The sequence below is a fragment of the Sphingobium sp. B8D3B genome (assembly GCF_025961875.1).
Lineage (GTDB): Bacteria > Pseudomonadota > Alphaproteobacteria > Sphingomonadales > Sphingomonadaceae > Sphingobium.
Genome location: NZ_JAOQON010000001.1, coordinates 2,660,382 through 2,686,396, shown reverse-complemented (window position 1 = coordinate 2,686,396; position 26,015 = coordinate 2,660,382). Strand labels below are relative to the sequence as shown.

Annotated in this window: 28 protein-coding genes; 16 read left to right on the top strand and 12 right to left on the bottom strand. The window is 65.7% G+C overall.

Going from position 1 to position 26,015, the window contains the following annotated elements:
- Positions 1-90 precede the first annotated feature (90 nt).
- The 3 genes from sucD to mdh form a co-directional block, all read right to left on the bottom strand.
- Positions 91-975 carry a succinate--CoA ligase subunit alpha gene (sucD, locus tag M2343_RS12525; RefSeq protein ID WP_181560935.1) on the bottom strand — a complete coding sequence of 295 codons (885 nt, stop codon included), beginning with the start codon at positions 973-975 and terminating at the stop codon, positions 91-93.
- On the bottom strand, positions 972-1,280 hold the full coding sequence (locus M2343_RS12520; RefSeq protein WP_264576917.1) for a GIY-YIG nuclease family protein: 309 nt from the start codon (positions 1,278-1,280) through the stop codon (positions 972-974). Before M2343_RS12520 ends, sucD begins: the two co-directional genes overlap by 4 nt.
- Positions 1,281-1,350: 70 nt before the next feature.
- A complete protein-coding gene (gene mdh, locus M2343_RS12515) occupies positions 1,351-2,313 on the bottom strand; it encodes a malate dehydrogenase (protein WP_264576916.1) in 963 nt (320 codons plus the stop codon).
- 451 nt (positions 2,314-2,764) lie between these two features.
- Here mdh and groES point away from each other — a divergent pair, with 451 nt between their 5' ends.
- From groES to M2343_RS12495, 4 genes are all read left to right on the top strand, one after another.
- The gene (gene groES, locus M2343_RS12510) at positions 2,765-3,052 is read left to right on the top strand and encodes a co-chaperone GroES (RefSeq protein WP_181560932.1); all 288 of its coding nucleotides are present in this window, start codon (positions 2,765-2,767) and stop codon (positions 3,050-3,052) included.
- Between the two features lie 38 nt (positions 3,053-3,090).
- Positions 3,091-4,737 carry a chaperonin GroEL gene (groL, locus tag M2343_RS12505; protein WP_181560931.1) on the top strand — a complete coding sequence of 549 codons (1,647 nt, stop codon included), beginning with the start codon at positions 3,091-3,093 and terminating at the stop codon, positions 4,735-4,737.
- A 187-nt stretch (positions 4,738-4,924) separates the two neighbouring features.
- Positions 4,925-6,790 carry an oligoendopeptidase F gene (pepF, locus tag M2343_RS12500; RefSeq protein ID WP_264576915.1) on the top strand — a complete coding sequence of 622 codons (1,866 nt, stop codon included), beginning with the start codon at positions 4,925-4,927 and terminating at the stop codon, positions 6,788-6,790.
- A gap of 39 nt (positions 6,791-6,829) precedes the next feature.
- A complete protein-coding gene (locus tag M2343_RS12495) occupies positions 6,830-7,129 on the top strand; it encodes a hypothetical protein (protein ID WP_264576914.1) in 300 nt (99 codons plus the stop codon).
- A gap of 370 nt (positions 7,130-7,499) precedes the next feature.
- Here M2343_RS12495 and M2343_RS12490 read toward each other — a convergent pair whose 3' ends face one another.
- Complete coding sequence (locus tag M2343_RS12490; RefSeq protein ID WP_264576913.1) at positions 7,500-7,739, bottom strand: hypothetical protein; 240 nt, start codon at positions 7,737-7,739, stop codon at positions 7,500-7,502.
- Positions 7,720-8,127, bottom strand: coding sequence for an EVE domain-containing protein (locus M2343_RS12485; RefSeq protein ID WP_264576912.1), 408 nt, complete (start codon positions 8,125-8,127; stop codon positions 7,720-7,722). The genes M2343_RS12490 and M2343_RS12485 overlap by 20 nt, the downstream gene beginning before the upstream one ends.
- A gap of 151 nt (positions 8,128-8,278) precedes the next feature.
- Here M2343_RS12485 and M2343_RS12480 point away from each other — a divergent pair, with 151 nt between their 5' ends.
- Complete coding sequence (locus tag M2343_RS12480) at positions 8,279-9,226, top strand: isopenicillin N synthase family dioxygenase (protein ID WP_264576911.1); 948 nt, start codon at positions 8,279-8,281, stop codon at positions 9,224-9,226.
- Positions 9,227-9,310: 84 nt separating this feature from the next.
- Here the strand turns inward: M2343_RS12480 and M2343_RS12475 are convergent, their stop codons facing one another.
- A complete protein-coding gene (locus tag M2343_RS12475) occupies positions 9,311-9,682 on the bottom strand; it encodes a dihydroneopterin aldolase (protein ID WP_181560925.1) in 372 nt (123 codons plus the stop codon).
- Between the two features lie 165 nt (positions 9,683-9,847).
- Between M2343_RS12475 and M2343_RS12470 the strand changes: the two genes are divergently transcribed.
- From M2343_RS12470 to M2343_RS12455, 4 genes are read left to right on the top strand one after another with little or no spacing between them, the layout of a single operon-like run.
- The gene (locus M2343_RS12470) at positions 9,848-10,393 is read left to right on the top strand and encodes a GNAT family N-acetyltransferase (protein ID WP_264576910.1); all 546 of its coding nucleotides are present in this window, start codon (positions 9,848-9,850) and stop codon (positions 10,391-10,393) included.
- Between the two features lie 23 nt (positions 10,394-10,416).
- Positions 10,417-11,043, top strand: coding sequence for a DUF1285 domain-containing protein (locus tag M2343_RS12465; RefSeq protein WP_264576909.1), 627 nt, complete (start codon positions 10,417-10,419; stop codon positions 11,041-11,043).
- Entirely contained in the window at positions 11,040-11,639 is a 600-nt protein-coding gene (locus M2343_RS12460; RefSeq protein ID WP_264576908.1) for a CoA pyrophosphatase, read from the top strand. The genes M2343_RS12465 and M2343_RS12460 overlap by 4 nt, the downstream gene beginning before the upstream one ends.
- The gene (locus M2343_RS12455) at positions 11,636-12,856 is read left to right on the top strand and encodes a CCA tRNA nucleotidyltransferase (RefSeq protein ID WP_264576907.1); all 1,221 of its coding nucleotides are present in this window, start codon (positions 11,636-11,638) and stop codon (positions 12,854-12,856) included. Before M2343_RS12460 ends, M2343_RS12455 begins: the two co-directional genes overlap by 4 nt.
- Here the strand turns inward: M2343_RS12455 and M2343_RS12450 are convergent.
- The 4 genes from M2343_RS12450 to M2343_RS12435 form a co-directional block, all read right to left on the bottom strand.
- Entirely contained in the window at positions 12,820-14,535 is a 1,716-nt protein-coding gene (locus M2343_RS12450; protein WP_264576906.1) for a putative bifunctional diguanylate cyclase/phosphodiesterase, read from the bottom strand. The genes M2343_RS12455 and M2343_RS12450 overlap by 37 nt on opposite strands.
- 205 nt (positions 14,536-14,740) lie before the next feature.
- Positions 14,741-17,032, bottom strand: coding sequence for a DNA topoisomerase IV subunit A (gene parC / locus M2343_RS12445; protein ID WP_264576905.1), 2,292 nt, complete (start codon positions 17,030-17,032; stop codon positions 14,741-14,743).
- A 41-nt stretch (positions 17,033-17,073) separates the two neighbouring features.
- Complete coding sequence (locus tag M2343_RS12440; RefSeq protein WP_264576904.1) at positions 17,074-17,559, bottom strand: cyclodeaminase/cyclohydrolase family protein; 486 nt, start codon at positions 17,557-17,559, stop codon at positions 17,074-17,076.
- A gap of 48 nt (positions 17,560-17,607) precedes the next feature.
- Complete coding sequence (locus tag M2343_RS12435) at positions 17,608-18,972, bottom strand: MFS transporter (protein ID WP_264576903.1); 1,365 nt, start codon at positions 18,970-18,972, stop codon at positions 17,608-17,610.
- Between the two features lie 175 nt (positions 18,973-19,147).
- On the opposite strand from M2343_RS12435, the gene hemB reads away from it, so the two are divergent.
- The 3 genes from hemB to M2343_RS12420 are packed head-to-tail and all read left to right on the top strand — an operon-like array spanning position 19,148 to position 21,294.
- On the top strand, positions 19,148-20,143 hold the full coding sequence (gene hemB / locus M2343_RS12430) for a porphobilinogen synthase (RefSeq protein WP_264577558.1): 996 nt from the start codon (positions 19,148-19,150) through the stop codon (positions 20,141-20,143).
- Between the two features lie 21 nt (positions 20,144-20,164).
- Positions 20,165-20,740, top strand: a complete 576-nt coding sequence (locus M2343_RS12425; protein ID WP_264576902.1) for a GNAT family N-acetyltransferase — start codon at positions 20,165-20,167, stop codon at positions 20,738-20,740.
- On the top strand, positions 20,737-21,294 hold the full coding sequence (locus tag M2343_RS12420) for a gamma carbonic anhydrase family protein (RefSeq protein WP_264576901.1): 558 nt from the start codon (positions 20,737-20,739) through the stop codon (positions 21,292-21,294). Before M2343_RS12425 ends, M2343_RS12420 begins: the two co-directional genes overlap by 4 nt.
- Here the strand turns inward: M2343_RS12420 and M2343_RS12415 are convergent.
- The gene (locus M2343_RS12415) at positions 21,269-21,793 is read right to left on the bottom strand and encodes a hypothetical protein (protein WP_264576900.1); all 525 of its coding nucleotides are present in this window, start codon (positions 21,791-21,793) and stop codon (positions 21,269-21,271) included. The genes M2343_RS12420 and M2343_RS12415 overlap by 26 nt on opposite strands.
- A 227-nt stretch (positions 21,794-22,020) precedes the next feature.
- Here M2343_RS12415 and rplU point away from each other — a divergent pair, with 227 nt between their 5' ends.
- The 3 genes from rplU to M2343_RS12400 all read left to right on the top strand — a co-directional run bounded on the left by rplU (position 22,021) and on the right by M2343_RS12400 (position 23,547).
- Complete coding sequence (rplU, locus tag M2343_RS12410) at positions 22,021-22,383, top strand: 50S ribosomal protein L21 (RefSeq protein ID WP_181561558.1); 363 nt, start codon at positions 22,021-22,023, stop codon at positions 22,381-22,383.
- A gap of 90 nt (positions 22,384-22,473) precedes the next feature.
- Complete coding sequence (gene rpmA, locus M2343_RS12405; RefSeq protein WP_181560913.1) at positions 22,474-22,743, top strand: 50S ribosomal protein L27; 270 nt, start codon at positions 22,474-22,476, stop codon at positions 22,741-22,743.
- A 231-nt stretch (positions 22,744-22,974) separates the two neighbouring features.
- Positions 22,975-23,547: a GNAT family N-acetyltransferase gene (locus tag M2343_RS12400; RefSeq protein ID WP_264576899.1), complete on the top strand. Its 573-nt coding sequence runs from the start codon at positions 22,975-22,977 to the stop codon at positions 23,545-23,547.
- A gap of 232 nt (positions 23,548-23,779) precedes the next feature.
- Here M2343_RS12400 and M2343_RS12395 read toward each other — a convergent pair whose 3' ends face one another.
- Positions 23,780-24,748: a magnesium and cobalt transport protein CorA gene (locus tag M2343_RS12395; protein WP_264576898.1), complete on the bottom strand. Its 969-nt coding sequence runs from the start codon at positions 24,746-24,748 to the stop codon at positions 23,780-23,782.
- Positions 24,749-24,873: 125 nt separating this feature from the next.
- Between M2343_RS12395 and obgE the strand changes: the two genes are divergently transcribed.
- Entirely contained in the window at positions 24,874-25,944 is a 1,071-nt protein-coding gene (gene obgE / locus M2343_RS12390) for a GTPase ObgE (RefSeq protein WP_181560910.1), read from the top strand.
- Positions 25,945-26,015 lie beyond the last annotated feature (71 nt).

Sequence of the window (26,015 nt, the reverse complement as noted above, 5' to 3'; positions counted from 1 at the left end):
CCTTGCCTCTCTCCGCCGGGCGGAAGACGCCTGTGCCGCCATCCCGGACCGGCCTTTTAAGCCGTCCCGGGTGAAGCGGCTGTTAACCACCTACGCCTTGAGCACCTCAAGCAGCGTCGTGCCCAGCTCCGAAGGGCTGGCCGCAACCTTGATGCCCGCTGCTTCCATCGCCGCGATCTTGCTTTCCGCATCGCCCTTGCCGCCGGAGACGATCGCACCGGCATGGCCCATGCGGCGACCCGGAGGTGCCGTACGGCCCGCGATGAAGCCGGCCATCGGCTTCTTGCGGCCCTTCTTGGCCTCGTCGATCAGGAACTGCGCGGCCTGCTCCTCGGCATCGCCGCCGATCTCGCCGATCATGATGATGCTCTGCGTCGCCTCGTCGGCGAGGAACAGCTCCAGCACGTCGATGAAATTGGTGCCGTTGACCGGATCGCCGCCGATGCCGACGGCCGTCGTCTGGCCAAGGCCCGCATTGGAGGTCTGGAACACCGCCTCATAGGTGAGCGTGCCCGAGCGCGAGACCACGCCGACGCTACCCTTGCGGAAGATGGAGCCGGGCATGATGCCGATCTTGCACTCGTCCGGCGTCAGCACGCCGGGGCAGTTCGGGCCGATGAGGCGCGACTTGCTACCCGAGAGCGCGCGCTTCACGCGCACCATGTCGAGCACCGGAATGCCTTCCGTGATCGTGACGATCAGCGGCACTTCCGCGTCGATCGCTTCCAGGATCGAATCGGCGGCGAATGGCGGCGGCACGTAGATGACGCTCGCGGTGGCGCCGGTCTTGGCCACGGCTTCTTCCACCGTGTCGAACACCGGCAGGCCGATGTGGCTGGTGCCGCCTTTGCCCGGCGTCACGCCACCGACCATCTGCGTGCCATAGGCCAGCGCCTGCTCGGTGTGGAACGTGCCAGTCGCGCCGGTCATGCCCTGCGTGATCACCTTGGTGTTCTTGTCGACGAGGATGCTCATGGGCTCGCTTCGCTTCCTTGTTCCCCGGCGAAGGCCGGGGTCCAGTTCTGACAGATGGACTCGAACAGATCGTTCCAGTCCGGGTTTATTTCTTCAATGATCCGCAGTTCGCGCTGTCGCGCGTTCTGAAGATCGTCATGGGCTTCGTACCAAACCAGCAGCTTGCAGCCATATTTGGTGGTGAAGCCCTTGATCTCTCCTGTCCGATGCTGCGTGACCCGTCTCACCAGATCACTCGTCACACCGGTATAAATCGTCCCGTTCCGCCGACTTGCCATGATGTAGACATAGCCGGCGCAGGTCATTGCATCACGGCCGCTGCTGGGCCCCGGCCTTCGCCGGGGAACAGGAGGAGCAAGCGATGCGCGTCATCGCTTAGGCCAGGCTCGGATCGATGCCCTTGCAGGCCACCAGCAGTTCCTTGACCGCATCGACGCTGACCTGGAGATTGCCCTTGGCTTCGTCATCCAGTGCGATCTCGACGATCTGCTCGACGCCATCCTTGCCGATGATCACCGGCACGCCGACATACAGGCCGTCGACGCCGTACTTGCCCTCGACATAGGCGGCGCAGGGCAGCAGGCGCTTCTGGTCGCCCAGATAGGCTTCCGCCATGGCGATGCCGCTGGTTGCGGGCGCATAATAAGCCGAGCCGGTCTTGAGCAGGCCGACGATCTCGCCGCCGCCCGAACGGGTGCGCTGCACGATGGCGTCGATACGCTCCTTGGTGGAGCGGCCCTGCTTGATGAGGTCGGGCACGGGAATGCCGGCGACCGTGGAATATTGCACGACCGGCACCATGGTATCGCCATGGCCGCCGAGCACGAAGGTCGTGACGTCCTTGGCGGACACTTCGAACTCTTCGGCGATGAAGTGGCTGAACCGGGCCGAATCGAGCACGCCGGCCATGCCGACGACCTTGTTGTGCGGCAGGCCGGAGAATTCGCGCAGCGCCCAGACCATCGCGTCGAGCGGGTTGGTGATGCAGATCACGAACGCGTCGGGCGCATTGTCGCGAATGCCCTCACCGACGGCCTTCATGACCTTGAGGTTGATGCCGAGCAGATCGTCACGGCTCATGCCCGGCTTGCGGGCGACGCCGGCAGTGACGATGATGACGTCGGCCCCGGCAATGTCCGCATAGTCGTTGGAGCCGGTGATCTTGGCGTCGAAGCCTTCGACCGGACCGCACTGCGAGAGATCGAGCGCCTTGCCCTGGGGAATCCCTTCGACCACGTCGAACAGGACGATATCGCCAAGCCCTTTGAGAGCCGCGAGGTGAGCAAGCGTGCCGCCGATATTGCCGGCACCAATAAGCGCGATCTTCTTCCGGGCCATGCGCGTCTCCTTCTTTGCGCGGTGGTCGATGAGGCGCCCATAGGCCCAATTTCCTTACCGTTCAATGACGATCGGGCCAGATTCCGGCTTTTCTTTGCGATTAGTTCGCAATATCATTTAGGGGCGTTCAGCCGGTCCTTGAGGCGGATGAGTGACCGTCATCGATGGATCGCGACGCCTTCGACGCGATACCGTCCAACGGCCGAGAACGCCGAACGGTCCACCGCGCGGGCAAAAGAACGAATAGTTTTTTGCTGCACCGCGCCTTGACGTGGGGTTCGACCGACCCATATGGCGGCCGTTAGCACTCACTCGCTGACAGTGCTAACACAGTGTTTCACAGGCGGGGTGCCGGAGTCGGTATCCGGGGGGCGCGCAGGCTTCGGCAAGGGCCGGCCGGGCGATCCATCGGAGAGCGACAGCGCCCGCCGCTATGGAAAGGACTTGGATAATGGGATTTCGTCCGCTGCACGACCGCGTGCTCGTTCGCCGCATCGAAGCCGATGAGAAGACTGCCGGTGGCATCATTATTCCCGACAGCGCCAAGGAAAAGCCGCAGGAAGGCGAGATCGTCTCCGTGGGCACGGGCGCCAAGGCGGAAGACGGCAAGGTGACGCCGCTCGACGTCAAGGCCGGTGACCGCGTGCTGTTCGGCAAGTGGTCCGGCACCGAGGTCAAGGTCGACGGTGAAGACCTGCTCATCATGAAGGAAAGCGACATTCTGGGCGTCATCGCCTGATTTTCGCACTCCGTTGAATTCAAGGAAGGACTAGCAACATGGCAGCCAAGGACGTCAAATTTTCCCGCGATGCCCGTGAGCGCATCCTGCGCGGCGTGGACATTCTCGCCGATGCAGTGAAGGTCACCCTCGGTCCCAAGGGCCGTAACGTTGTGATCGACAAGAGCTTCGGCGCCCCCCGCATCACCAAGGACGGTGTGTCGGTCGCCAAGGAAATCGAGCTCAAGGATAAGTTCGAGAACATGGGCGCCCAGATGGTGCGCGAAGTGGCCTCGAAGACCAACGACATTGCCGGTGACGGCACCACCACCGCGACCGTTCTCGCCCAGGCGATCGTGCGCGAGGGCATGAAGTCAGTTGCGGCCGGCATGAACCCGATGGACCTTAAGCGCGGCATCGACCTCGCTGTGACCAAGGTTGTCGAGGACCTCAAGGCCCGCTCCAAGGCCGTTTCCGGCAACAAGGAAATCGCCCAGGTCGGCATCATCTCGGCCAATGGCGACACCGAAGTCGGCGAGAAGATCGCCGAGGCCATGGAAAAGGTCGGCAAGGAAGGCGTGATCACGGTCGAGGAAGCCAAGGGCCTCGATTTCGAGCTGGACGTCGTGGAAGGCATGCAGTTCGACCGCGGCTACCTCTCGCCCTACTTCATCACCAACCCCGAGAAGATGCAGGTCGAGCTGGCTGACCCCTACATCCTCATCCACGAGAAGAAGCTCTCCTCGCTGCAGGCGCTGCTTCCCATCCTGGAGGCTGTGGTGCAGTCGGGCCGTCCGCTGCTCATCATCGCCGAGGACATCGAGGGTGAGGCTCTGGCCACGCTCGTCGTCAACAAGCTGCGTGGTGGCCTGAAGGTCGCTGCCGTGAAGGCGCCGGGCTTCGGTGACCGTCGCAAGGCCATGCTGGAAGACATCGCCGTCCTCACCAAGGGCGAGGTGATCTCCGAAGATCTCGGCATCAAGCTCGAGAACGTCACGGTCGGCATGCTCGGCACCGCCAAGCGCGTCACCATCGACAAGGACAACACCACCATCGTCGATGGCGCTGGCGATGCGGATGCCATCAAGGGCCGCACCGAGCAGATCCGCGCGCAGATCGAGACGACCACGTCCGACTATGACCGCGAGAAGCTGCAGGAGCGTCTGGCCAAGCTGGCTGGCGGCGTGGCCGTCATCAAGGTTGGCGGTGCGTCCGAGGTCGAGGTGAAGGAGCGCAAGGATCGCGTTGACGATGCGCTGCACGCCACCCGCGCAGCTGTCGAGGAAGGCATTGTCCCCGGCGGCGGTACGGCCCTGCTGTACGCCACCAAGGCGCTGGCCGGCCTCAAGGGCGTCAATGACGACCAGACCCGCGGCATCGACATCATCCGCAAGGCCATCGAAGCGCCGCTGCGTCAGATCGCTCAGAATGCGGGCTTCGACGGTGCCGTCGTCGCTGGCAACCTGCTGCGCGAAAATGACGAGACCCGGGGCTTCAACGCTTCGACCGACGTCTATGAGAACCTGGTGGAAGCCGGCGTGATCGACCCGACCAAGGTTGTGCGCGCGGCTCTGCAGGACGCGGCTTCGGTTGCCGGTCTGCTCATCACCACCGAGGCGACCATTGCCGAGCTGCCCGAGGACAAGTCCTCGGCTCCGGCTGGCATGCCCGGCGGCATGGGTGGCATGGGCGGCATGGACTTCTAAGAAGTTCACCGTTTTAGTATCAGGGAAGGCCGTCGGGAAACCGGCGGCCTTTTCCTTTGGGCAACGGCGGGCCGTGCGGGCGCCGCCCGTTTCGCACAAGCATCTTCCCATCGAGGCGCAATGCCGACACAGTGGGGCATCGCAACCTGGCGCTGCCTGTTCCGCGGCGCCCGATCAGGATGACCGCATGACCGACCTTTCCCGCCGCGAAGCCGTGGCCGCCGCCGCCATTGCCGGCCTCGCCGCGCTGGCGCCTGCTTCGCTTGCCGCGCAAACCACCTCCAACCGGGATATTACCTGGGATCTCAGCGCGCTTTATGCCGACGATGCCGCGTGGGACAGCGCCCGCCTTTCCGCGCTCGAGGCGGTCAAGGGCATGGCGGCCTATAAGGGGCGGCTCGGCGAAAGTGCCGAGACGCTCGCGGCGGCCTTCACCATGCAGTCCGATCTCTACCGGCAGATCCTGCGCGTCTATGTCTATGCCAGCCTGCGTGCCGACGAAGATGTGCGCGTCTCTGCGAACCAGGAGAAGCAGGGGCAGGCGGTTGACCTGTTCACCGCCTTCAGCGAGGCCAGCGCCTGGATCGCGCCGGAAGTGCTCAGCATCGGCGAGGCGAAGATCAAGCAGTTCATCGCCGGGAATGCCGTGTTGCGCGATCGGTTCGATCATGCGCTGGCCGACATGCTGCGTCGCGCGCCGCACACCCTCTCGCCGGAAGGGGAAGGGCTGCTGGCGAGCGCAACATCCGTGCTCTCGGCGCCGGGAGACATTTCGGACCAGCTGCGCAGTTCGGACATTCCCTGGCCCAGCATCACCCTGTCAACCGGCGAAAAAGTGAAGCTCGACAATCAGGGCTATACCGTCCACCGCGCGGCGCCCGAGCGGGCGGATCGCAAGGCGGTGTTCGATGCCTTCTGGAAGACCTATGGCGAGTTCCGCAACAGCTTCGGTGCGACCTATCTGGCGCAGGTCCGCGGCAATATCTTCGATGCGAAGGCGCGCAAATATCCCACCGCGCTGGCATCGGCCCTTGCCGGGTCGAATGTGCCGGAGGGCGTCTATCGCACGTTGGTGGCGGAGACCAACAAGGGCCTGCCCCAGCTTCACCGTTACTTCGAGCTGCGCCGCCGGATGCTCAAGCTGCCGGACCTTTATTATTACGATATCTATCCGCCGCTGGTGGAAACGGGGCGCCGCTTTTCGCTCGATGAGATGCGGCGACTGACGCTCGCGGCGGTGCAGCCGCTGGGGCGCGATTATGCCGCCTCCCTCTCACGCGCGACGGCCGCGCGGTGGATGGACCCGTGGCCACGGACCGGCAAGCGGCCGGGCGCCTATATGCAGTCCAGCGCCTATGATGTGCATCCCTATCTGCTGCTCAACCTGAGCGACGAATATGAGAGCCTGAGCACCTATGCGCATGAGTGGGGCCATGCCATGCACAGCCTGCTCGCCAATGCCGCGCAACCTTTCGAGAAAGCGGATTATCCGATCTTCACCGCCGAGATCGCCTCGACGCTGAACGAGCTGCTGCTGCTCGATTATATGGAGTCGCAGGCCAAGACGCGCGAGGAGAAGCTCTTCTATCTCGGCCAGCGGATGGAGAATATTCGCGGCACCTTCTTCCGCCAGACGATGTTCGCCGAGTTCGAACTGGTGGCGCATGACCGGGCCGAGGCGGGCGATGGTCTGTCGGGTGGCGCCTTCACCACGCTCTACACCGATCTGCTGGCGCGCTACCATGGGCCGAAGGTCGGCATGGAGCCGGCCTATGGCAATGAATGGGCCTATATTCCGCACTTCTACAACAGCTTCTACGTCTACCAATATGCCACCTGCTTCTCCGCCGCCGTCTATTTCGCCGGTGAAATCAAGCGCGGCGGGGCGAAGGCGCGGGACAATTATCTGGCCGTGCTCAAGGCCGGCGGCTCGGATTATCCGGTCGAGATCCTCAAGCGCGCGGGGCTGAACATGGCGGGGCCGGAGCCCTATCGTGCCGTCGTCCAGCTCCTGTCGGATACGCTGGATGAGGCCGAGGCGCTGATGGCCTGAGCCAAGGCCGGCGCGCGGGGTTTTCACCGCACGCGACTCATGAAAATGGGGGCCGGCATCGCTACCGGCCCCCACGATGCCATCGCCTTCCAGCCCGTCTCCGGGACATCCAGCGTCTGGCACGACGCTCTCGATCGTCAGATCGTGCGCCTCACGTCCTGTTCCTTGCGGAAGTCCGACGTGCTGATCCGGCTGCGGCAGGCCGCCTTCGGATCGACCGCGCGAGGCTCGCCCGAAGGGCAAGCCGTGCCGGCCTTTGCGGATGTGGGATCATGCCTAGACGGCAGAGCCTGCATCCATCCCCGCTGCCTCGCGATCCTGTTCCCGGGGGAAGCGTGATCCTGCGGTTGGCGGCGGGCCGAACCAATCCCCTGAGCACGTTGCCGCGCGCAGGTCTTGGTCCGTAAGATCGACTCAACATCCTGATTTAACAGAAAATTTCTGTCTCTCTATGGCTTGATGGTCTCACGAGAATCGAGTCGTGCAAAGCATTATCCGCCGCTGCAATGCGGGGAGCGAGATCAAAACTGTGGATGAGTGTGGATAAGTCCGGGGATAATCCGCGCCGGGCCGATCATTGGTCCGCGCTGTAGGGAAGCGGCCGCAGATTCGCCAGCAAAAAAGGCGCACAAAAAAGGCGACGCCTTGCAGCGTCGCCTTTTGATTTGCAGCAGAGCGACCTCAGTGGGTCGCGCCGTGCCTCAGCTGCTTACAGACCGCCGAACGGAACGCTCATGGCAGCGGCAGAGATGTAGGCAGCAAAAATCTTCTTGAGAATGGTCATGTCGTGGCTCCCGGAATTGATCGGGCGCAGCGCCCGGGTCTCTGGAGGCCATTTGTGTTGCAACGCAGCAAAGTTCAATTGCAAAGGCCGGGCGATGGATGCAAAAACTGCAATCGTTGTGGCCTGCGCATTCAATTGGAAATGCTCATTGCTCTGATAAATCAACGATTCTCTGGAATTCCTCGTCGCTCACCGACGACACGGACAGGCGCGATTGTCGCACCAAAGCCATGTTCGCAAATGCAGGATCGGCCTTGATCTGCTTGAGCGTGACCGGCTTGGCGAGTTTGCGCACCGGCGCGACTTCCACCGCGAACCACTTGCCGGTCTCGTCCGTGCTGTCCTGCTCGGCCCCGCGCACGATCTCCATGATGCCGACGCATTCGACGCCGATATTGCTATGATAGAACAGCGCCTGGTCACCGACCTCCATGGCCTTCATGTTCAGCTTGGCGGCATGGTTGCGCACCCCGTCCCACTCGGCGCGGCGCTTCTCGACCAGATCGTCCCAGGAGAACACATCGGGCTCCGATTTCATCAGCCAGTAGCGCATGGGCGATCGATCCTCCTTTGCCAGCCTGCCCGGGCGCCATTCCATGCCGGTACGCGGCGTGCAAGGGCCTTCCGCCCGCCAGGCCCGGCGTGACAGCCGCGCCGCGAACGCCTAGTCAGGCATCATCATTTCACGTTCGAGTGAGACCGTCATGACGTCATCCGATCCGCTGGGGCATGTCCCCACTCTCTCGCTCGCGCGCCTCTCGCCGCAGGATTTCGCCGATGCGATCGGCAGCAGCTTCCGCGAATATGGCTTCGCCATCGTCACCGATCATGGGATGGACCCGGACCTCGTGGCGCGGGGCTGGGCGCTGGCAAAGGCGTTCTTCGCGCTGCCCGATCCGGTCAAGCGCGCCTATCTCGTGCCCGGCGGTGCGGGACAGCGCGGCTACACGGCGTTCGGGACAGAGGTCGCCAAGGGTGCCAGCGAGAATGACCTCAAGGAATTCTGGCATGTCGGCCGCGCCCTGCCGGCCGGTCATCCCCTCGCCGCCGATATGCCGCCCAACATCTGGCCGGGCGAGATCGCTGGGTTCGAGGAGACTTTTACAGCGCTGTTCGCGGCGTTCGATGCCGTGGGCGCGCGCATCCTCTCCGGCGTGGCGCGCCATCTCGGCCTCGCGCCCGACTGGTTCGACGCCAAGATCGACGAGGGCAATTCCATCCTGCGGCTGCTGCATTATCCGCCCGTCTCCGCGCAGGCGCCGGGCATTCGCGCCGGCGCGCATGAGGATATCAACCTCATCACCCTGCTGCTCGGCGCGGAGGAAGGCGGGCTGCAGCTGCTGACGCGCGAGGGCGAGTGGATTCCGGCCACGCCGCCGGCCGGCGCGCTGGTCATCAATGTCGGCGATATGCTGCAGCGGCTGACCAATCATGTGCTGCCCTCGACCAGCCACCGCGTCGTCAATCCCCCGCCCGAGCGCCGCCACATTCCGCGCTATTCCATGCCCTTCTTCCTGCATCTGGAGCCGGACGTGATGATCGAGGCGCTGCCGCAATGCGTGAGCGCGGAGAATCCGCTGCGTGAACCGCCGATCAGCGCGCATGACTATCTGCACGAGCGGCTGCGCGAGATTGGGCTGAAGAAGGGTTAGGTTTTCGCGCCCCCACACATCCCGTTCGTGTCTCGACTTCGCTCGACGCGAACGGGGGGGGCGGAGGGATGTGGACCCGCGGCCCTATTTCCGCCAGCGCGAGAGGGTGATGCCGATCTTTTCGTTCCGCTCGGAGAGGGCCAGCTTGACGATCTTCACCGTCACATGGCGCGCCTTGCGGTCCTGCAGGAAGATGGTGTCGATGATGTGATCGGCCACGGCCTCAACCAGCATGAAGTGCTGGCCCCGGGTGATCGCCGTGGTCGCCGCATGCTTGAGGTCCATATAGTTTTTGGACGTGCTGAGCGGCGTATTCGGCTCGTAATGGCTGCGATGCTCGAGCAGGGCGCGAATGCTGATTCGCAGCGGCTGCGGCAGATGGGTTTCCTCGGAATAGATGCCGGTCAGCACATCCACCTCAAGATCCTCGATCTCGAGCAGCAGCATGTCATCCATGGGATTCACGCCGTTTGCCGGATTGGCGCTGTGCCCTCCCGTTCCTGGCATTCCCGCCTCGCGTCCCGCCATCATAGCCTCGAATAACCCTTTTCATTTGGGCGTGAAGCGCTAAAGGCCGCCGCCTCGGGCGCTATTGCCCGCTTGGAAGGCGGACGGCAAGCGGTGACACGGATCGGCGAGCTGGCAGGAACCGGAGACGCGGCCATCACCGCGCTGCTCGATGCGGCATTTGGCCCGGCGCGCCACGGCCGCACGGCCTATCGCATCCGCCTGGGCATGGCCTGGTTCACGGACCTCTCCTTCGCCGCCTTCGATTCGGACGGGCAGTTGATCGGCACGCTGCAGAGCTGGCCAGTGGCGCTGCACGGGCCGGACGGTCGCGAGAGACCGCTGATCATGGTCGGGCCGGTCGCGGTGGTCCCCGCGATGCAGCGCCATGGCACCGGCCGCGCGCTGATGGACCGGCTGATCGAAACCGTCGATCTGCATCCGGGCGATCCGCTGGTGATGATCGGCGATCCTGAATATTATGGCCGTTTCTGGGGTTTTACGGCCGATGCAACGGGGGATTGGGCGGTGCCCGGTCCGGTCGAGCGGCACCGCTTGCTGACCCGCGCGGCGCCCGGCGTGGTGCTGCCCTCCGCCGGCAGTCTTGGCCCGCGCGGCACGGCCCTAGTGGCGGGGGCGACGGCCACGCCGGCGGTCTGAGCGCGCTGATCGCGGCGGACGCCGTGTGGTACGGGTGCGAGACGCCCTTTGCCAAGCCGGCTGGCCTTGCCTATCTGCAGCGCATGGTTGCGCCTCTCGATCCCGGTTCCGATCTGCCGATTGCCGGCGTCCCGCAGGATGCCGATCCGGCGCGGCCCTATCCGGTCATGGACTGGTCGCCCACGCGCTGCGGGCACAGCGCCATGCGAATCGATGCACAGGGCCGCTGGTTTCATGAGGAGCGCGAAATCCGCCGCCCCGAACTGGTGAGCCTGTTCGCGCGCCTGTTGCGGCGCGAGCCGGACGGGCGGCATGTGCTGGTGACCCCGGTCGAGATGCTCGACATCGAGGTCGAGGACGCGCCTTTCTTTGCGGTGGAAATGGCGAGCGACGGGGAAGGGCAGGCGCGCACGCTGCGGTTTCGCATTGGGGCGACCGGGCAGTGGATCACGGCTGACGGCGCCCATCCGCTGGGGATGGAAGAGAATGCGGCGGGGCCGCGTCCCGCGCTCGGGCTGGAGGCTGGCCTGCGCGCGCGGCTGATCCGCCCGGTCTATTATGCGCTGGCCGATCTTGCCATTGCGGAGGGGCACGATCCTCTGGGCCTGTGGAGCGGCGGCATCTTTCACGCGCTGGAGACGACGGCATGAGCTGGCGGGACCGGCTGACCGCCTCGTTGCGCCCGGAATTCGACTCGGCGCATACGCATGATTTCTTCCTGTATCGCAACCGGCCCGAGCCGGAGGGGCCGTTTACCCCCGCGGCGGTGTTGATCGCGGTCACAGACCGCCCCGATCCGGGCATGATTTTCACCCTGCGCCACGCAGGGCTGCGCGCCCATGCCGGGCAGGTCGCCTTTCCCGGTGGCCGGCTGGACCCGGGCGACCGGGACGCGGTGGAGGCAGCACTGCGCGAGGCGCATGAGGAAATCGCGCTGCCGCCCGAAGCGGTGGAGGTGATGGGCCGATCGGATCGCTTCCGCACCGGCACGGGGTTCGAGATCGAGCCGATTGTCGGCGTCGTCCCGCCCGATCTGGCGTTGCGGCCGTCCGAGGCGGAGGTTGACGCCATCTTCGAGGTGCCGCTCGATTTTCTGCTCGATCCCACCAACCGGGCGTTGCGCACCGTGGACTGGGAAGGCGGCACGCGCAGCTATTACGAGTTTCTGTGGCAGGAACATCGCATCTGGGGCGTGACGGCAGCGATGCTGGTCAACCTCGCCCGGCGCATCGAGGCGGCCGCATGAGCGCGCCCCTCCCCGAGCGGCTCCCCGATGCCGAATGGCGGGCCTGGCCGGGCCTGCTGGCGCTCTGCGAGGCGCTGGGCGCAGACCAAGGCGAAGCGCGGTTCGTCGGCGGCGCGGTGCGGGACGCGCTGCTGGGCATCGCGGTCAAGGATATCGACATCGCGACCGTCCATCTGCCGGAGGAGGTGGTCCGGCGCGTGAAGGCCGCTGGCCTGCGCGCCGTGCCGACCGGCATCGCGCATGGCACGATCACCGCCATTCTCGATCATCGCCCGATCGAGATCACCACATTGCGGCGGGATGTTTCCACCGACGGGCGCCGGGCCTCGGTCGCCTTCGGTACGGATTGGCGGGATGACGCGGCCCGCCGCGACTTCACGATGAACGCGCTTTATGCCGATCCCGCCAGTGGCGCCTTGTCCGATTATTTCGACGGGCGTGCCGATCTGCTCGCTCGCCGCGTGCGCTTCATCGGCGATCCCAATCAGCGCATCGCCGAGGATCATCTGCGCATCCTGCGCTATTTCCGCTTTACGGCCCGGTTCGGCACGCTGGATCGCGACACGCCGGATTATCGCGCCTGCGTGGCGCACGCGACCAGCCTCATGGCGCTTTCGCGGGAGCGCGTCGCGGACGAGATGCTCAAGCTGCTCGGCCTGCCCGACCCGGCGGACGTGATCGCGGCGATGGTGGGCGATGCAGTGCTGGCGTCCGTGCTGCCGGAGATCGATGCCCACGGCGTTGCCGCCTTGCGCGCGCTGATCGCCGCCGAGCAGGCGACGGGCATCGCGCCGGCCGGCTTGCGCCGGCTGGCGGCGCTGCTGCCGCCCGATGGCGCGCTGGCCGATCAGGTCGGCGCGCGTCTGCGCCTCTCCAACAAGGCGCGGCAGCGTCTGCGCGCGGCGGCTACGCCGACCTCGGCGGCCACTCCGCAGGCACTGGCCTATGCGCTGGGTGAGGACAGCGCGGTCGATCAGCTGCTGCTGGGCCGGGCCTTTTCGCCCGATGGCGCGCCCGCGCTGATCGGCTGGCAGGCGCCGCGCCTGCCGCTTTCGGGCGGCGATTTGATTGCGATGGGGCTGACGGCAGGTCCGCTGGTGGCGCGGACGCTTCAGGCGCTGGAGAGAGCGTGGATCGACCGGGGTTTTCCCGCGCCGGACGAGACGCGCGAGATGGCGCGTCAGATGGTCGGGGCGGCGCTGCGCTCCAGCCAGTAGTGGAAGGCCTCCTGCGGCGGCAGGGGGCGGGCGAAATGATAGCCCTGGCCGAAATGGCAGCCGAGCTTGCGCAGGGCATCGGCCATGTCCGGCGTCTCGATGCCCTCCGCGGTGGTTTCCATGCCGAGCGCGCCGGCGAGGCTGACGATGGCGCGCACGATGGCGATCTTGTCGGCATCGCCGATCATGTCCGTCACGAAGCTGCGGTCGATCTTGAGCACGTCAATGGGGAGCGACTGGAGGCTGGCGAGGTTGGAAAAGCCGGTGCCGAAATCGTCCATCGCCACCGTGACGTCCATCGCCTGCAGCGCGCCCAGCAACTGCCGGGTCTTGTCCGGGTCGGCGATGAGCGCGCTTTCGGTCAGCTCGATGATGAGGCGGTTGCCGGCAATGCCGGCATAGCGCAGCGCTTCTTCCACCGCGCGGGGCACATTGTCGCGCACCATCTGCACCGGTGAGAGGTTGACGTTCATGGTGATCGGCAGGGTTTCCCCGAACCGCCTGTCCCAGTCCGCGAGGGTCTGCACGCATTCGCACATCGCCCAGCGCCCGAGCGGCACGATCAGCCCCGATTCCTCGGCGACCGGGATGAACTCATTGGGGGAGACCTGCCCCAGCACCGAATCCTCCCAGCGCGTGAGCGCCTCGAAGCCCTTCACCGCGCCGGTCTGCAGGTTGATCAGCGGCTGGAACACCATGGTCAGCTCGCCATTGTCGATCGCCTCGCGCAGGCGGTTCTCCAGCGTGAAGCGCTTGAGCGCCTCGCGGAGCACATTGGCGCGGTAGACCTCCAGCGCGCCGGATTTCTTGGCGCGCTTCACCGCCGCCTGCGCCTGGCGGAGCAGCCGCTCGATATCGTCGCTGTCTTCCTGCGCCAGCGCGCAGCCCAGCGCGACCTCGACGTTGATGAGATAGGTGGAGAGGCGGATCGGTGCCTCGAACGCCTTGCGCACGCGCTCGGCGATCTGGAGCACTTCGGACAGGCCGTGGCCGACATGGGCGAAGATGGCGAACTCGTTGCCGCCGATTCGGGCCAGCACGTCCCCTGCGCGCAGCACGGATTTGACGCGCCGCGCGACGGTGATGATCAGCTCGTCGCCCGCCATGGCGCCCAGCGATTCGTTGATGCGGCTGAACCGCACGAGATCGAAGCCGATGATCGCATAGGTCGCCTTGCTGGCGGCCGGGCGGCCATTCTCGGCGAGGCCTTCGATCTGCTCCACAAAGCCGATGCGGTTGGGCAGCGAGGTCAGGCTGTCCGTCATCAGCTCCTTGCGCAATGTGCTTTCCGCATTGCGCTCGCTGGTGCGGTCCGTGGCGGTGAAGAGCACCAGCCGGGCGGGCTGCGCATCGTCTTCCTCCACCCAGGTCAGCGAGCAGCTGTAGGCGCGCAGCCCGAGCCGGTCATGAAATTCCAGCTCGAAGCGGTCGGAGCGGCGCTGCGAATCGAACATCGCCTGCGCGCGGTGCCGCCAGTTGCGCTGCCTGCGTTGGCTGTCCTCGCAGTCGAGCAATTCGTTGGCGGCCTGATCCTCGACGAAGCTGAAAAACTCCGCATTGCCGACCAGAACGTGCAGGCCTGATGGGGATTGGGTCAACAGTGCGGCCGGGTAGGGCAGCGCCTTGAGGAAGGCGGTATAGCCGCGCAGGTCGTCGACCGCCGGCAAGGGCGCTGTCATGGAGGCGTCAAAGGGCGCAGGCCGCGGGCGTGCCGCTGCCTCTACATGCTCCGTCTCGCGTTTCGCGCTTGCCGTCATGGATCGCCGGGTTAACGGCCCATGGTAAATTAAGGCTGAAAGTCTGGCGCAAGCCCCTATTTTTGTTGATGCTGCAACAGTCCCCCTCGTCCCGTGACGGGAAAAGGAGGATTTGTGCGCTGATGGGTCAGTCGAAGCGGTTGTCGCGGGGGAAGCCGTTGGGCGGCATCCGCCCGGCAGCGCCGCGGGCCGCGCGCCAGGAGAGCAGGTCGGTTTCGGTGCGGGTGCGCCCGCTGTCCCCGCCCATCGTCCAGGAGAGGCCCTGCGAAAGCGTAAGCGTCATCGCGTCGGAGAGGCCGCCATCCTTGTAGCGCTGCAGGGTGACGCCCTGTCCGCGCGCCATTTCCGGCAGTTCGGCGAGCGAGAAGATGACCAGCTTGCGATTCTCGCCGATGACAGCGACCGAATCGGCCCCCGGTGCCACCGGCCGGACGACCTTGAGCTGCGCGCCGGCCTTGAGGTTCACCACCTGCCGGCCCTTGCGGGTCTCGGCGATGATCTCGCTCATCGCCGCGATAAAGCCGCGTCCGTCGCTGGCGGCGAGCAGCAGCTTGCCGTCGGCTTTCGCTGGCAACAGCGCGACGATGTCGGTCTCATTGGCGAGGTCGATCATCAGCCGCACCGGCTCGCCGAAGCCGCGCCCGCCCGGCAGCTTGTCTGCGCCCAACGTGTAGAAGCGCCCGTCCGATCCGGCGAGCAGCAGCTTGTCGGTGGTCTGCGCGTGGAAGGCATAGGCCGGGCCATCGCCTTCCTTGAACTTGAGCGCATCGGTGGCGGTGAGGTCGGCATGGCCCTTCATCGCGCGAATCCATCCGCGCTGGGACATGATGACGGTGATCGGCTCGCGCTCGATCATCGCCTCCAGCGGAATTTCGCGCGCCGGCCCGGCCTGCTCCAGCCCGGTTCGTCGTGCGCCGATGCCCTTTTCCGGCGTGTAGCGCTTGCGCAGATCGGCGAGGTCGCGCTTGAGGCGGGTGCGCTGGCGGGCGGGCGATTCGACGAGCTTGTGCAGATCCTCGCGTTCGGCGGCGAGATCGTCGCGCTCGCGCCGCAGCTCCATTTCCTCCAGCTTGCGCAGGGAGCGCAACCGCATGTTGAGGATCGCCTCGGCCTGTCGGTCGGTCAGCTGGAATTCCGCCATCATCACCGGCTTGGGCTCATCCTCGCTGCGGATGATCTCGATCACCCGGTCGAGGTTGAGATAGGCGATGATATAGCCGTCGAGCAGCTCCAGCCGGTTGTCGATCTGTTCGATGCGGTGCCGCGCGCGGCGGACCAGAACCTCGATCTGGTGCTTGAGCCATTCGGTCAGCAAATCGCGCAGGCCCATCACGCGAGGCGTGTGGCTGGCATCCAGCACGTTCATGTTGAGCGGGAAGCGGCTTTCCAGATCGGTGAGGCGGAACAGGCTGTCCATCAGCACGTCCTGGTCCACCGTGCGGGCGCGGGGCTCCAGCACGATGCGCAGAACCTCGTCCGACTCGTCGCGCACGTCGGCGAGGATCGGCAGCTTCTTGTCGGCGATGAGCTGGGCGATCTGCTCGATCAGCTTGCCCTTGGCAACGCCATAGGGAATCTCGTCGATCACTGCGATCCAGGTGCCGCGCCCTTCATCCTCGCGGTGCCAGCGGGCGCGCAGGCGCATGCTGCCCCGGCCGGTCGCATAGGCGTCCGAGATCACCGAGGGCGGATCGACCAGCACGCCGCCGGTCGGGAAGTCCGGCCCTCTCATATACTGCATGAGCTGGGCGTGATCGGCTTCCGGCTGGTCGATCAGCAGTGTGGCCGCGTCGATCACCTCGGCGACATTGTGCGGCGGAATGCTGGTCGCCATGCCCACCGCGATGCCGCTGGCGCCATTGGCGAGCAGATTGGGGAACAGGCCGGGGAAGACCTCGGGCTCTTCCTCCTCGCCATTATAGGTCGGGCGGAAATCGACGGTGCCATGGTCGAGGCCGGCCATCAGATCGGCAGCGGCCTGGGTCAGCCGCGCCTCGGTGTAGCGCATGGCGGCGGCGTTATCGCCATCGATATTGCCGAAATTGCCCTGCCCGTCGACCAGCGGGGTGCGCAGGGAGAAGTCCTGCGCCAGCCGGACCATCGCATCATAGACCGAGGCGTCGCCATGCGGGTGATATTTGCCGATGACGTCGCCCACGACGCGGGCGCATTTCTTGTAGCTGGTGGTGTTCCGCTCCGGATTGGCGACCAGAATATCCGGCGCCGGCCCGCTCGGTTCGAGCCGCAAGAGGCGCATCGCCCACAGCAGGCGGCGGTGGACCGGCTTCAAGCCGTCGCGCAGATCGGGCAGCGAGCGCGCGGTGATCGTGGAGAGCGCATAGACCAGATATCGCTCGGACAGGGCTGAATCGAAGGGGTGGTCCTTGATGCTGTCCAGCGGATCGCGAAAATCTGTCATGCCGCGCGATTAGCAAGCGCAGCGGCGCTTGGGTAGGGGAGCTATGCGCCTTCGGTTGCGTCGCCTGCATTCTCCGAGCCATTGGCCTCCATGATCGCGGAGGCTGCGTCGGCCAATCGGCGAGCGGCGAGGATGTCATTGGCCATGTTGGCGCGCAGCAGCGGCGCCAGCCGCTCGGCTTCCGCCATGAGTTGCGCGCAGAGCCAGGTGAAGCGATCGGCCAGCGCCACCAGATCGTCCGCCGCCTGCGCTTTCTCGCCATCCGGGCGGGCGCGGACGAGGCGCGGAAAACCGACGGCGTCCGCCTTGGCAGCGGCCAGCGCGCGATCCTGCAGGGCGCACAGCCGAGCCGCCGAATCGTGCAGGGCGGGGTCGACGGGTGGATGGTGGAGGCTCACCGCGATCGCCTTGCGCAGGCAGGCAATGCCCATCGCCAGCGCACAGGCTGCAGCCGTGCCGGAGCCGGACGAGAGGTCGCCCGAGGCGATCTCCTCCAGAACATCCTCAAATGGTGCGCGCGCCAGCATGCGCCTTAAGCGGACCTGCGCAGATTCGGTTCCCGCGGCTTGATCCGCTCAGGCTGGCAGCGGGACGGGGCGCCCGACGGGCGGCATATGCTGGTCGACGATGAAGGAGGCTGCCGAGACGAGAATGGCGCCGACTGCCAGCACCGCGAAGAAGGGGATGACGCTGCCATTGCCCAGTTCCAGCAGCGCGCCGCCGAACGCACTGGCCGACACCGCGCCGACCCGGCTCATGAAGATACCGAAGCCGATTCCGGACGAGCGGCAGGAGGGCGGATAGCCATGGGTCATGATGACATACATGGTCGCGATGCCGCCACTGAAAGCCGCGGCCGAGGCGCCGATCAGGCTGACCACGATCAGCCGCTCGGACTCGGTCGGCACCGGCGAGAGCGTCTCGACGAAAAAGCCGAGGGTGACGATGCAGAGGAACAGCGCGATGCTGATGCCGCTCATCACCGTGCGGGTGCCCAGCCGCCGGCTGAGGAAGCCAGCGGCAATCGCCGCGACCATGGAGGTGATACCCGCCACCGAGACGGCATTGCCCGCCTGCGGCAGGGTGAAGCCGGCGGCGGTCAGGAATGTGGTGGACCAGTTGAGAATGCCATAGGCGACGAGGGCGCAGGCGGTGAAGGAGGTGCAGACGCCGATGTTCATCCGCAGGTTGCTGCGGTGGAGCACGCCGATGGCGACGCCGGCGCCATCATCCGCGCGATGGCGCTCCGGCATGAGGTCAATGTCTTCATCCAGCACGCGGCGGGCAACGGCCTGCGCCTCCGCCTTGCGACCGCGCGCGATGAGGAAGGAGGGGCTGTCGCGCAGCACGGCGATAATCAGCACGATGAGGAAAAGCGTCGCGATGCCGAAGACCATGAAGGTCCAGCGCCAGCTATAAAGGTCCGACAGGGCGGGGGCGACCCAGCCGACCACGGCGCCGCCAATCGGGGTGCCGACCGAGAGCGAGCTGACCGTGATCGGCCGCAGCCGGTCCGGCAACCACTCGCTGGCCATAGTCAATGCGTTGGAATAGGCCGCGCCAAAGCCGATGCCGCTCACCAGGCGCCACAGAGCCATGCTGGTCACGCTGCCGGCCTGGCCCGCCGCGACGGTGCCGAGGCCGAAGATGATGGCGGCGAAGGCGAGGGCGTAGCGCCGCCCGATCCTGTCGCCCAGCATCCCGCCCAGCCAGCCGCCGAGACCGAAGCCGATCAGCGCCGCGCTCATCGCAATGCCGAATGTGCCGCGATCCACGCCGAAATCGGCGATCACCAGGGGCGCGACGATGCCGAGCAGCTGCATGTCGATGCCATCGCTGACGAGGATGAGCAGGCAGATGCCGACCGTGATCCACTGGAACCTGCGCACGGGCCTGCTGGCCAGCGCGGCGCTGAATGTGGTGGCGGCGGTGGATGCCATGCCTGCCTCTCCCTCGGATCTGTTGTTGGCCGGATATCGGCCGTTTGCGACGGCGTAACGGATTGAATATCATTTGTCGAAGGAATGAACGTGGATGGGCGCGCCCGACCGTCTCTCAGGGGCGGGCGGCGCCGCAGCCATTGATCGGGGCGCGCGAGAGGCCTATCCCGCCGGCATGACGCACGCTGCCTATCCCGAGCTTCGCCTTCGCCGCACTCGCGCTGCCGCCTGGAGCCGGCGCCTTCATGCCGAGCATCGCCTGACGCCGGCCGATTTCATCTGGCCGCTGTTCATCACGGCGGGGCGCGGGGTCGAGGAGCCGGTCGGCTCGCTGCCGGGCGTCTCGCGCTGGTCGGTCGATCTGGCTGTGGCGCGCGCGCGGGAGGCTGCGGCGGCGGGCATTCCCTGCCTCGCGCTGTTCCCCAATACCCCGCATGACCGGCGCAGCGACGATGGCGTGGAGGCGCTCAATCCAGATAATCTGATGTGCGAGGCGATCCGCGCGATCAAGGATGCCGTGCCACAGATCGGCCTGCTGACCGACGTGGCGCTCGACCCCTATACCGCGCACGGCCAGGACGGCCTGCTCGATGAAGCCGGCTATGTCGTGAACGATGCTACGGTGGAGATGCTGATCGGCCAGGCGCTCAATCAGGCCGCCGCCGGGGCGGACATCATCGCGCCGAGCGACATGATGGACGGGCGCATCGGCGCGATTCGCGAGGCGCTGGAGGCCGATGGTCACGCCAATGTGCAGATCATGGCCTATGCCGCCAAATATGCGAGCGCCTTTTATGGTCCGTTCCGCGATGCGGTGGGCTCGGGCGGGCTGCTCAAGGGCGACAAGAAGAGCTACCAGATGGACCCGGCCAATGGCGCCGAGGCGCTGCGGGAAGTGGCGATGGACATTGCCGAGGGCGCGGACAGCGTGATGGTCAAGCCCGGCCTGCCCTATCTCGATATCGTCGCGCGGGTGAAGGATGCCTTCAACATCCCGGTGTTCGCCTATCAGGTGAGCGGCGAATATGCGATGATCGAGGCCGCCGTGACCGTCGGCGCGGGCGAGCGCGACGCGCTGGTGATGGAAACGCTGATGAGCTTCAAGCGGGCGGGCTGCACGGGCGTGCTCACTTATCATGCGTTGCATGCCGCCCGGCTGCTGGGCGGCTGAGCGGGCCGTTGAGGGAACGCCATGGCCAGAATGATCGCTGAAACCGAGCGCCTGATCCTGCGGACCGAGCGGCCGGGCGATCAGGCGGTCTGGCTTGCCCATATGAACACGCCGGAAGTGCGGGCCTATCTGGGCGGCCCCAGACCGGCGGAGGCCATTGCGGACAATTTCGCCCGGATCGCGGCCGATTGGGAGACCAAGGGCATCTCGCTGGCGATGATCGAGCGCAAGTCCGACGGGCTGCTGCTCGGCGATTGCGGGCTTGGCGTCATCGATTCGCCGGAAGCCCCCGACGAGCTGGCCGGGCAGTGGGAGATCGGCTGGATCATCCGGCACGATTGCTGGCGCAAGGGCTATGCGCAGGAGGCTGCGCGGGCGATGTTGGCGCGGGCGTTCGGGTCGTGGGATCTGCCGGCGGTCTTCGCGCAGACCTCGCTCAGCAATCCGCCCTCCTGGCGCCTGATGGAGAAGCTCGGCATGCGGCGTCGTGCCGATCTGGACTATGGTGACAGCCGTTATCCGGCGGCCGACAATCCCACGATCATCTATGAGATGCGGCGCGCGGACTGGACGGCGCTGAGCGAGGACAAGTCATGACCAGGCCTCTTATTCTTCCCTTCAACGGCAAGACGCCGAAGATTCACGAGACCGCCTTTGTGGCGCCGGGTTGCGTCATCATCGGTGACGTCGAGATCGGCCCGCAGGCGAGCGTGTGGTACAATTGCGTACTGCGGGCCGACATCAACGCCATTCGCGTGGGCGCGCGCTCGAACATTCAGGATGGCAGCACCGTGCATGTCGAGAGCGATTTCGGCGATGGCGGGCATCCGGCGATCATCGGCGACGATGTGCTGATCGGGCATATGGCGATCATCCATGGCTGCACACTGGAGAATCGCGCTTTCGTCGGCATGGGCGCCATCGTGATGGACGGATGCGTCATCGAGGGGGATGCGATGCTCGCGGCGGGCGCGATGCTCACGCCCGGCAAGCGCATGCCCTCAGGCCAGCTGTGGAGCGGGCGACCGGCCAAATATATGCGTGAGTTGGGCGAGGCCGACCTGCACGGGATGCGGCGCGGCGTGGAAGCCTATGTCGAGGAGGCTGCGCTGCACACCGCCGCGCTCAAGGCTGCGGAAGCTGGCGCCTGAGGGCGTCGAGCGCATCATTCTGCGCGTCGACCATTGCCAGCACGCGCACCCGGGCCGGATCGATGACGGCGAGGTCTGCAGCAACACGGGCGGCATCCTCCGCGTCCTGCCGCTCGACAAACAGCGTATCGAGCGCGGCGAGCGCGGCGACGCTTTCATAACGGGCACTGTCGAGCGCGCTGATCGCCGTCTGGGCGGTCACCCAGGATTCGCTGTTGGGCGCTGCGCCTGCCCCTGCTGCCACGCTGGCGCGACTGCCGGCGAGCAGGCTCTGAAAGGCCGTGTCGGCACTGCCTGCATCGCGGGTGAAGCGATCCACCTGCGTGGCGAGCGCCGGGTCCGTGGCGGCGGGCTTGATCGCCGGGGCCGGGGGCACCGTGCGGTCGCGGCTTTCGACCGGACGCTTAGCGAGCGACGGGAAGGCGCGCGGGTCGGCCTGCGCGTTGACGGCAGAGCCCAGGATTATCAGGGCGAAAAAGGCGGTGAGTCGGCGCAGCATGATGCCTTTCATTTAGGATGGCGGGAGAAGCGCTTCAACCATGGCGCGCAGGCGGTGCCCGTTGCAGGTTTGATGGCGCGGCGCGTGAGGTTGCGCGGCGAAAATCCGAGTCTTTCCGTTGACAGGTCCGGCGACCCTCACTAAGGGGCCACATTCCCGCGCGGACAGCTCCAAATGGCTGTGCCATGCCGTTCGCGCCAAGCATTTGATTGATGGAAGTTAAGCCCATGTTCGCTGTCGTGCGTACGGGCGGCAAGCAATATCGCGTCGCCGCCGGAGACAAGATCGTCGTCGAGAAGATCGCTGGTGAAGCCGGCGAAACCGTCACGCTGGACGATGTCCTGCTCGCGGGTGACGGCTCGGAAATCAAGGACAGCAAGGGCCTCACGGTCTCGGCTGAGATCATTGCCCAGGCCAAGGGCGAGAAGGTGATCGTCTTCAAGAAGCGTCGCCGGCACAATTACCGTCGTCGCAACGGCCATCGCCAGCAGCACACGATCCTCAAGATCGTGGCGATCGGCGGCGAAGCGCCGAAGAAGAAGGCCGCCGCCAAGAAGGCCGACGCCGCTCCGGCAGCCGCCGAAGCCTGAGCCTGAATTTGGTTGATTGAGCATTTTCGGACGCAAAACCGGTTTCCACTTTTGCTGAAAATGCTCTGAAAGTTTCGAGGAGTTTAGACCATGGCACATAAAAAAGCTGGCGGTTCATCGCGCAACGGTCGCGATTCAGAATCGAAGCGCCTTGGCGTGAAGAAGTTCGGCGGCCAGAGCGTGCTCGGCGGCAATATTCTCGTCCGTCAGCGCGGCACGAAGTTCTACCCGGGCCGCAATGTCGGCATCGGCAAGGACCACACCCTGTTTGCGCTCACCGAAGGTCGCGTGGTGTTCCACGACGGCAAGCTCGGTCGCAAATTTGTGTCCGTGGACGTGATGGCGGAAGCCGCCGAATAATCGGACGATTCATGACAGGGATCGTCCAGCGGGACGATCCCTTGGTGAGCCGGTGCCGGTTCATCTGAAACCAAGGGAGAAGGGATCGCCCCTCCTCCCTTTTTTCTTGTTCTCCCTGGACCCTCGATAGACCTCGGCGCGTCAGCAGCACGGTTGCTCGCAGCGTTCGCAAGGCTGTCTCACAGGCGTCATCTGTCTGCGGCAGAGCGCCCCGGAACCGGAGACAAGACCATGTTTGCACGTACCCCCCGTTTGCTGCTGCGGCCCGGCTGGCCGGAAGATGCGCAGGCGCTCTATGCCGCCATCGCGGATGAAGCGATCGTGCGGAATCTTGCCCGCGCACCCTGGCCCTATACGCTGGACGATGCGGTCGATTTCCTCGCCGGCGATCACGATCCGCTGCAGCCCAAGTTCCTGGTGATGAAGCGCACCCAGGGAATACCGCGTCTCATCGGCTCCTGCGGCATCCATACGCAGGACGATGGCGCGCTGGAGCTGGGCTACTGGATCGCGCGCCCTTATTGGGGCCTGGGTTTCGCGACCGAGGCGGCGTCGGCCGTGATGCAGATCGCCCGCGCGACGGGCGTGCGCCACATTCGCGCCAGCCATTTCACCGACAATCCCGCCTCCGGCCGGGTGCTGCGCAAGCTCGGATTCCGGCCGGCGGGCCGCCCCGAGCCGCGCCACAGCCGTGGCCGCAATCGCGCCGATCTCTGCCAATTCTATGAAGAGGGCGGCGAAGGCGACATGCGCGAGGACGTGGCGGTGGAAATTTATGCGGATCGCGAGCCCGTCGCGGCCTAGGCCAATCGACATTCAGTCCTGACGGCCTGCAAAGGGCGGCTTCCCGCGCTTCCGGTGCTCACGTACTAGAAGTACGCTGCGCTCCGGGTCGCAGAAATCCACCATTTTGCCCTTCGGTCGTCTTCGACTCCGCCACGTCATTATCTGAATGTCGATCGGCCTGCTGGTCGCGTGACGGCGATGCGTTTGGCGGTCCGTGGCCGTGCTCACCCCGAGCGCGACCGCGGGCCGCTCACAGCCAGCCGAGCTTGCGGAAGCGCCGATACAGCAGCGCGCAGATGATCCCGATGCCGCCCAGCACGATGAAATAGCCATAGCGCCACTGCAATTCAGGCATGTTGCTGAAGTTCATGCCGTAGATGCCGGCAATGGCAGTGGGCACGGCCAGAATCGCGGCCCACGCCGCCAGCATCCGCGTGATGTCGCCCTGCCGGCGCTGTTCGAGCAGGCTGCTCGTTTCCGCGACGGAGGTCAGATAGTCGCGCAGCCCCGCGACGCGATATTCGACCCGCCGGACATGATCCAGCACGTCGCGGAAATAGGGCAGCATGTTCTCGTCGATGTTCGGCTGGACATGATTGACCATGCGCCCGGCAACATCGCTCATCACCCCGAGGATGCGCTGGAAGCGGACGATCTCCCGGCGGGTCGCGAAAATCTGGCGGATCTGGTCTGAGTCGAGGAAGGCCTCGCCGGCAGCGGCTTCCATCGCCAGCACCTGTTCCTCCAGCGCATCGACGACCGGGAAATAGCCATCCACGATGAAGTCCATGATCGCGTGCAGCACATAATCCGGGCCGTGGGCCAGGGCGGCCGGCGCGCTCTCCAGCCGCGCGCGCAGCTCCGAATGCGCCCGCGCCGAACCGTGGCGCACGGTGACGATGAAGTCCGCGCCGAGGAAGACGGAGGTCTCCCCATAGCCAATGAGGTCGCCTTCCAGATGCGCCGTGCGCAGGATCAGGAAGAGCTGGTCACCATACAGCTCCAGCTTGGGCAATTGCTTGCCCTTGCGCGCGTCTTCCTGCGCGAGCGGGTGCAGGCCGAAACAGGCGCCGACCTGAGCCAGTTCTTCGGCATCCGGTTCATGCAGGCCGATCCAGACGAACTCGCCCGCCGGCAGCCGGTCATGGCGGGGACAGTGGATATCGACATCCCCCACAACCTCGCCATTGCGATATCGCCGTGCTGCTATGACGGTCACGCGCGTGCCTTTCACCAGTCGAACCCGGCTGAGGTAACGCCTCGCCGGAGAAATGGAAGCATGGGAAGGCGGGCCCGTATGAGGCTGCGCTTCACCTTTGCCGGCAAACACCTTATGGGCGGCCGATGCATTTCCTAGATCAGGCCAAGATTTTCATTCGCTCGGGTGCGGGCGGGCCGGGAGCGGTCAGTTTCCGGCGCGAGAAATATATTCAATATGGCGGCCCCAATGGCGGCAATGGCGGCAAGGGCGGCGACATCATCTTCGAGGCGGTGCCCGGTCTCAACACGCTCATCGACTTCCGCTACACCCAGCATTTCAAGGCGCCGCGCGGCGGCCATGGCGAGGGTGGCGACCGCACCGGTGCGGGCGGCGATGATCTCGTCATCAAGGTGCCGGTGGGCACGCAGGTCATCTCCGAGCCGGATGAAGAAGGCTATAGCGAGGTGCTGGCCGACTTTACCGAGCCCGGCCAGCGGATCGTCCTGCTGCGCGGCGGCGATGGTGGCCGCGGCAATGCCAGCTTCAAGACCAGCACGAATCGCGCGCCGCGCCAGCACGGCACCGGTTGGCCGGGCGAGGAGCGCTGGGTGTGGCTGCGCCTCAAGCTGCTGGCCGATGTGGGGCTGGTCGGACTGCCCAATGCCGGCAAGTCGACCTTCATCAATCAGGTGACCAACACCAAGGCCAAGGTCGGCGCCTATCCGTTCACGACGACCAAGCCGCAGCTCGGCGTGGTGCTGCACAAGGGGCGGGAGTTCGTGCTGGCCGATATTCCGGGGCTGATCGAGGGCGCCTCGGAAGGCGCAGGCATCGGCGACCGGTTCCTCGGGCATATCGAGCGCTGCCGGGTGCTCATCCACCTCATCGACGCGACCGGGGACGATCCGGTCGAGGCCTGGCGCATCGTGCAGACCGAGCTGGAGAATTATGGCGAGGGGCTGGAGGACAAGCCGCAGCTTCTCGCGCTCAACAAGGGCGATCTGCTTGGGCAGGAGCTGATGGAAGACGTCGCCAAGGACCTGAAGAAGGCGGGCGCGGGCAAGGCCTTCATCATCTCCGGCGCGACCGGCGAGGGCATGGAGGCGCTGCTCGATGCCGTGCTGCCCATGCTGGGCGAGGTTCACCGCGCCGAGGCCGAGGAGAAGGCCGCGCAGGAAGGTGAGGTGGAGGACAAGCCATGGTCCCCCATTTGAGGATGTATCTCCCCTCCTCTTTAGAGGAGGGGGCGGGGGTGGTGACGATGCGCCAGCATCGCTTGCGTCGC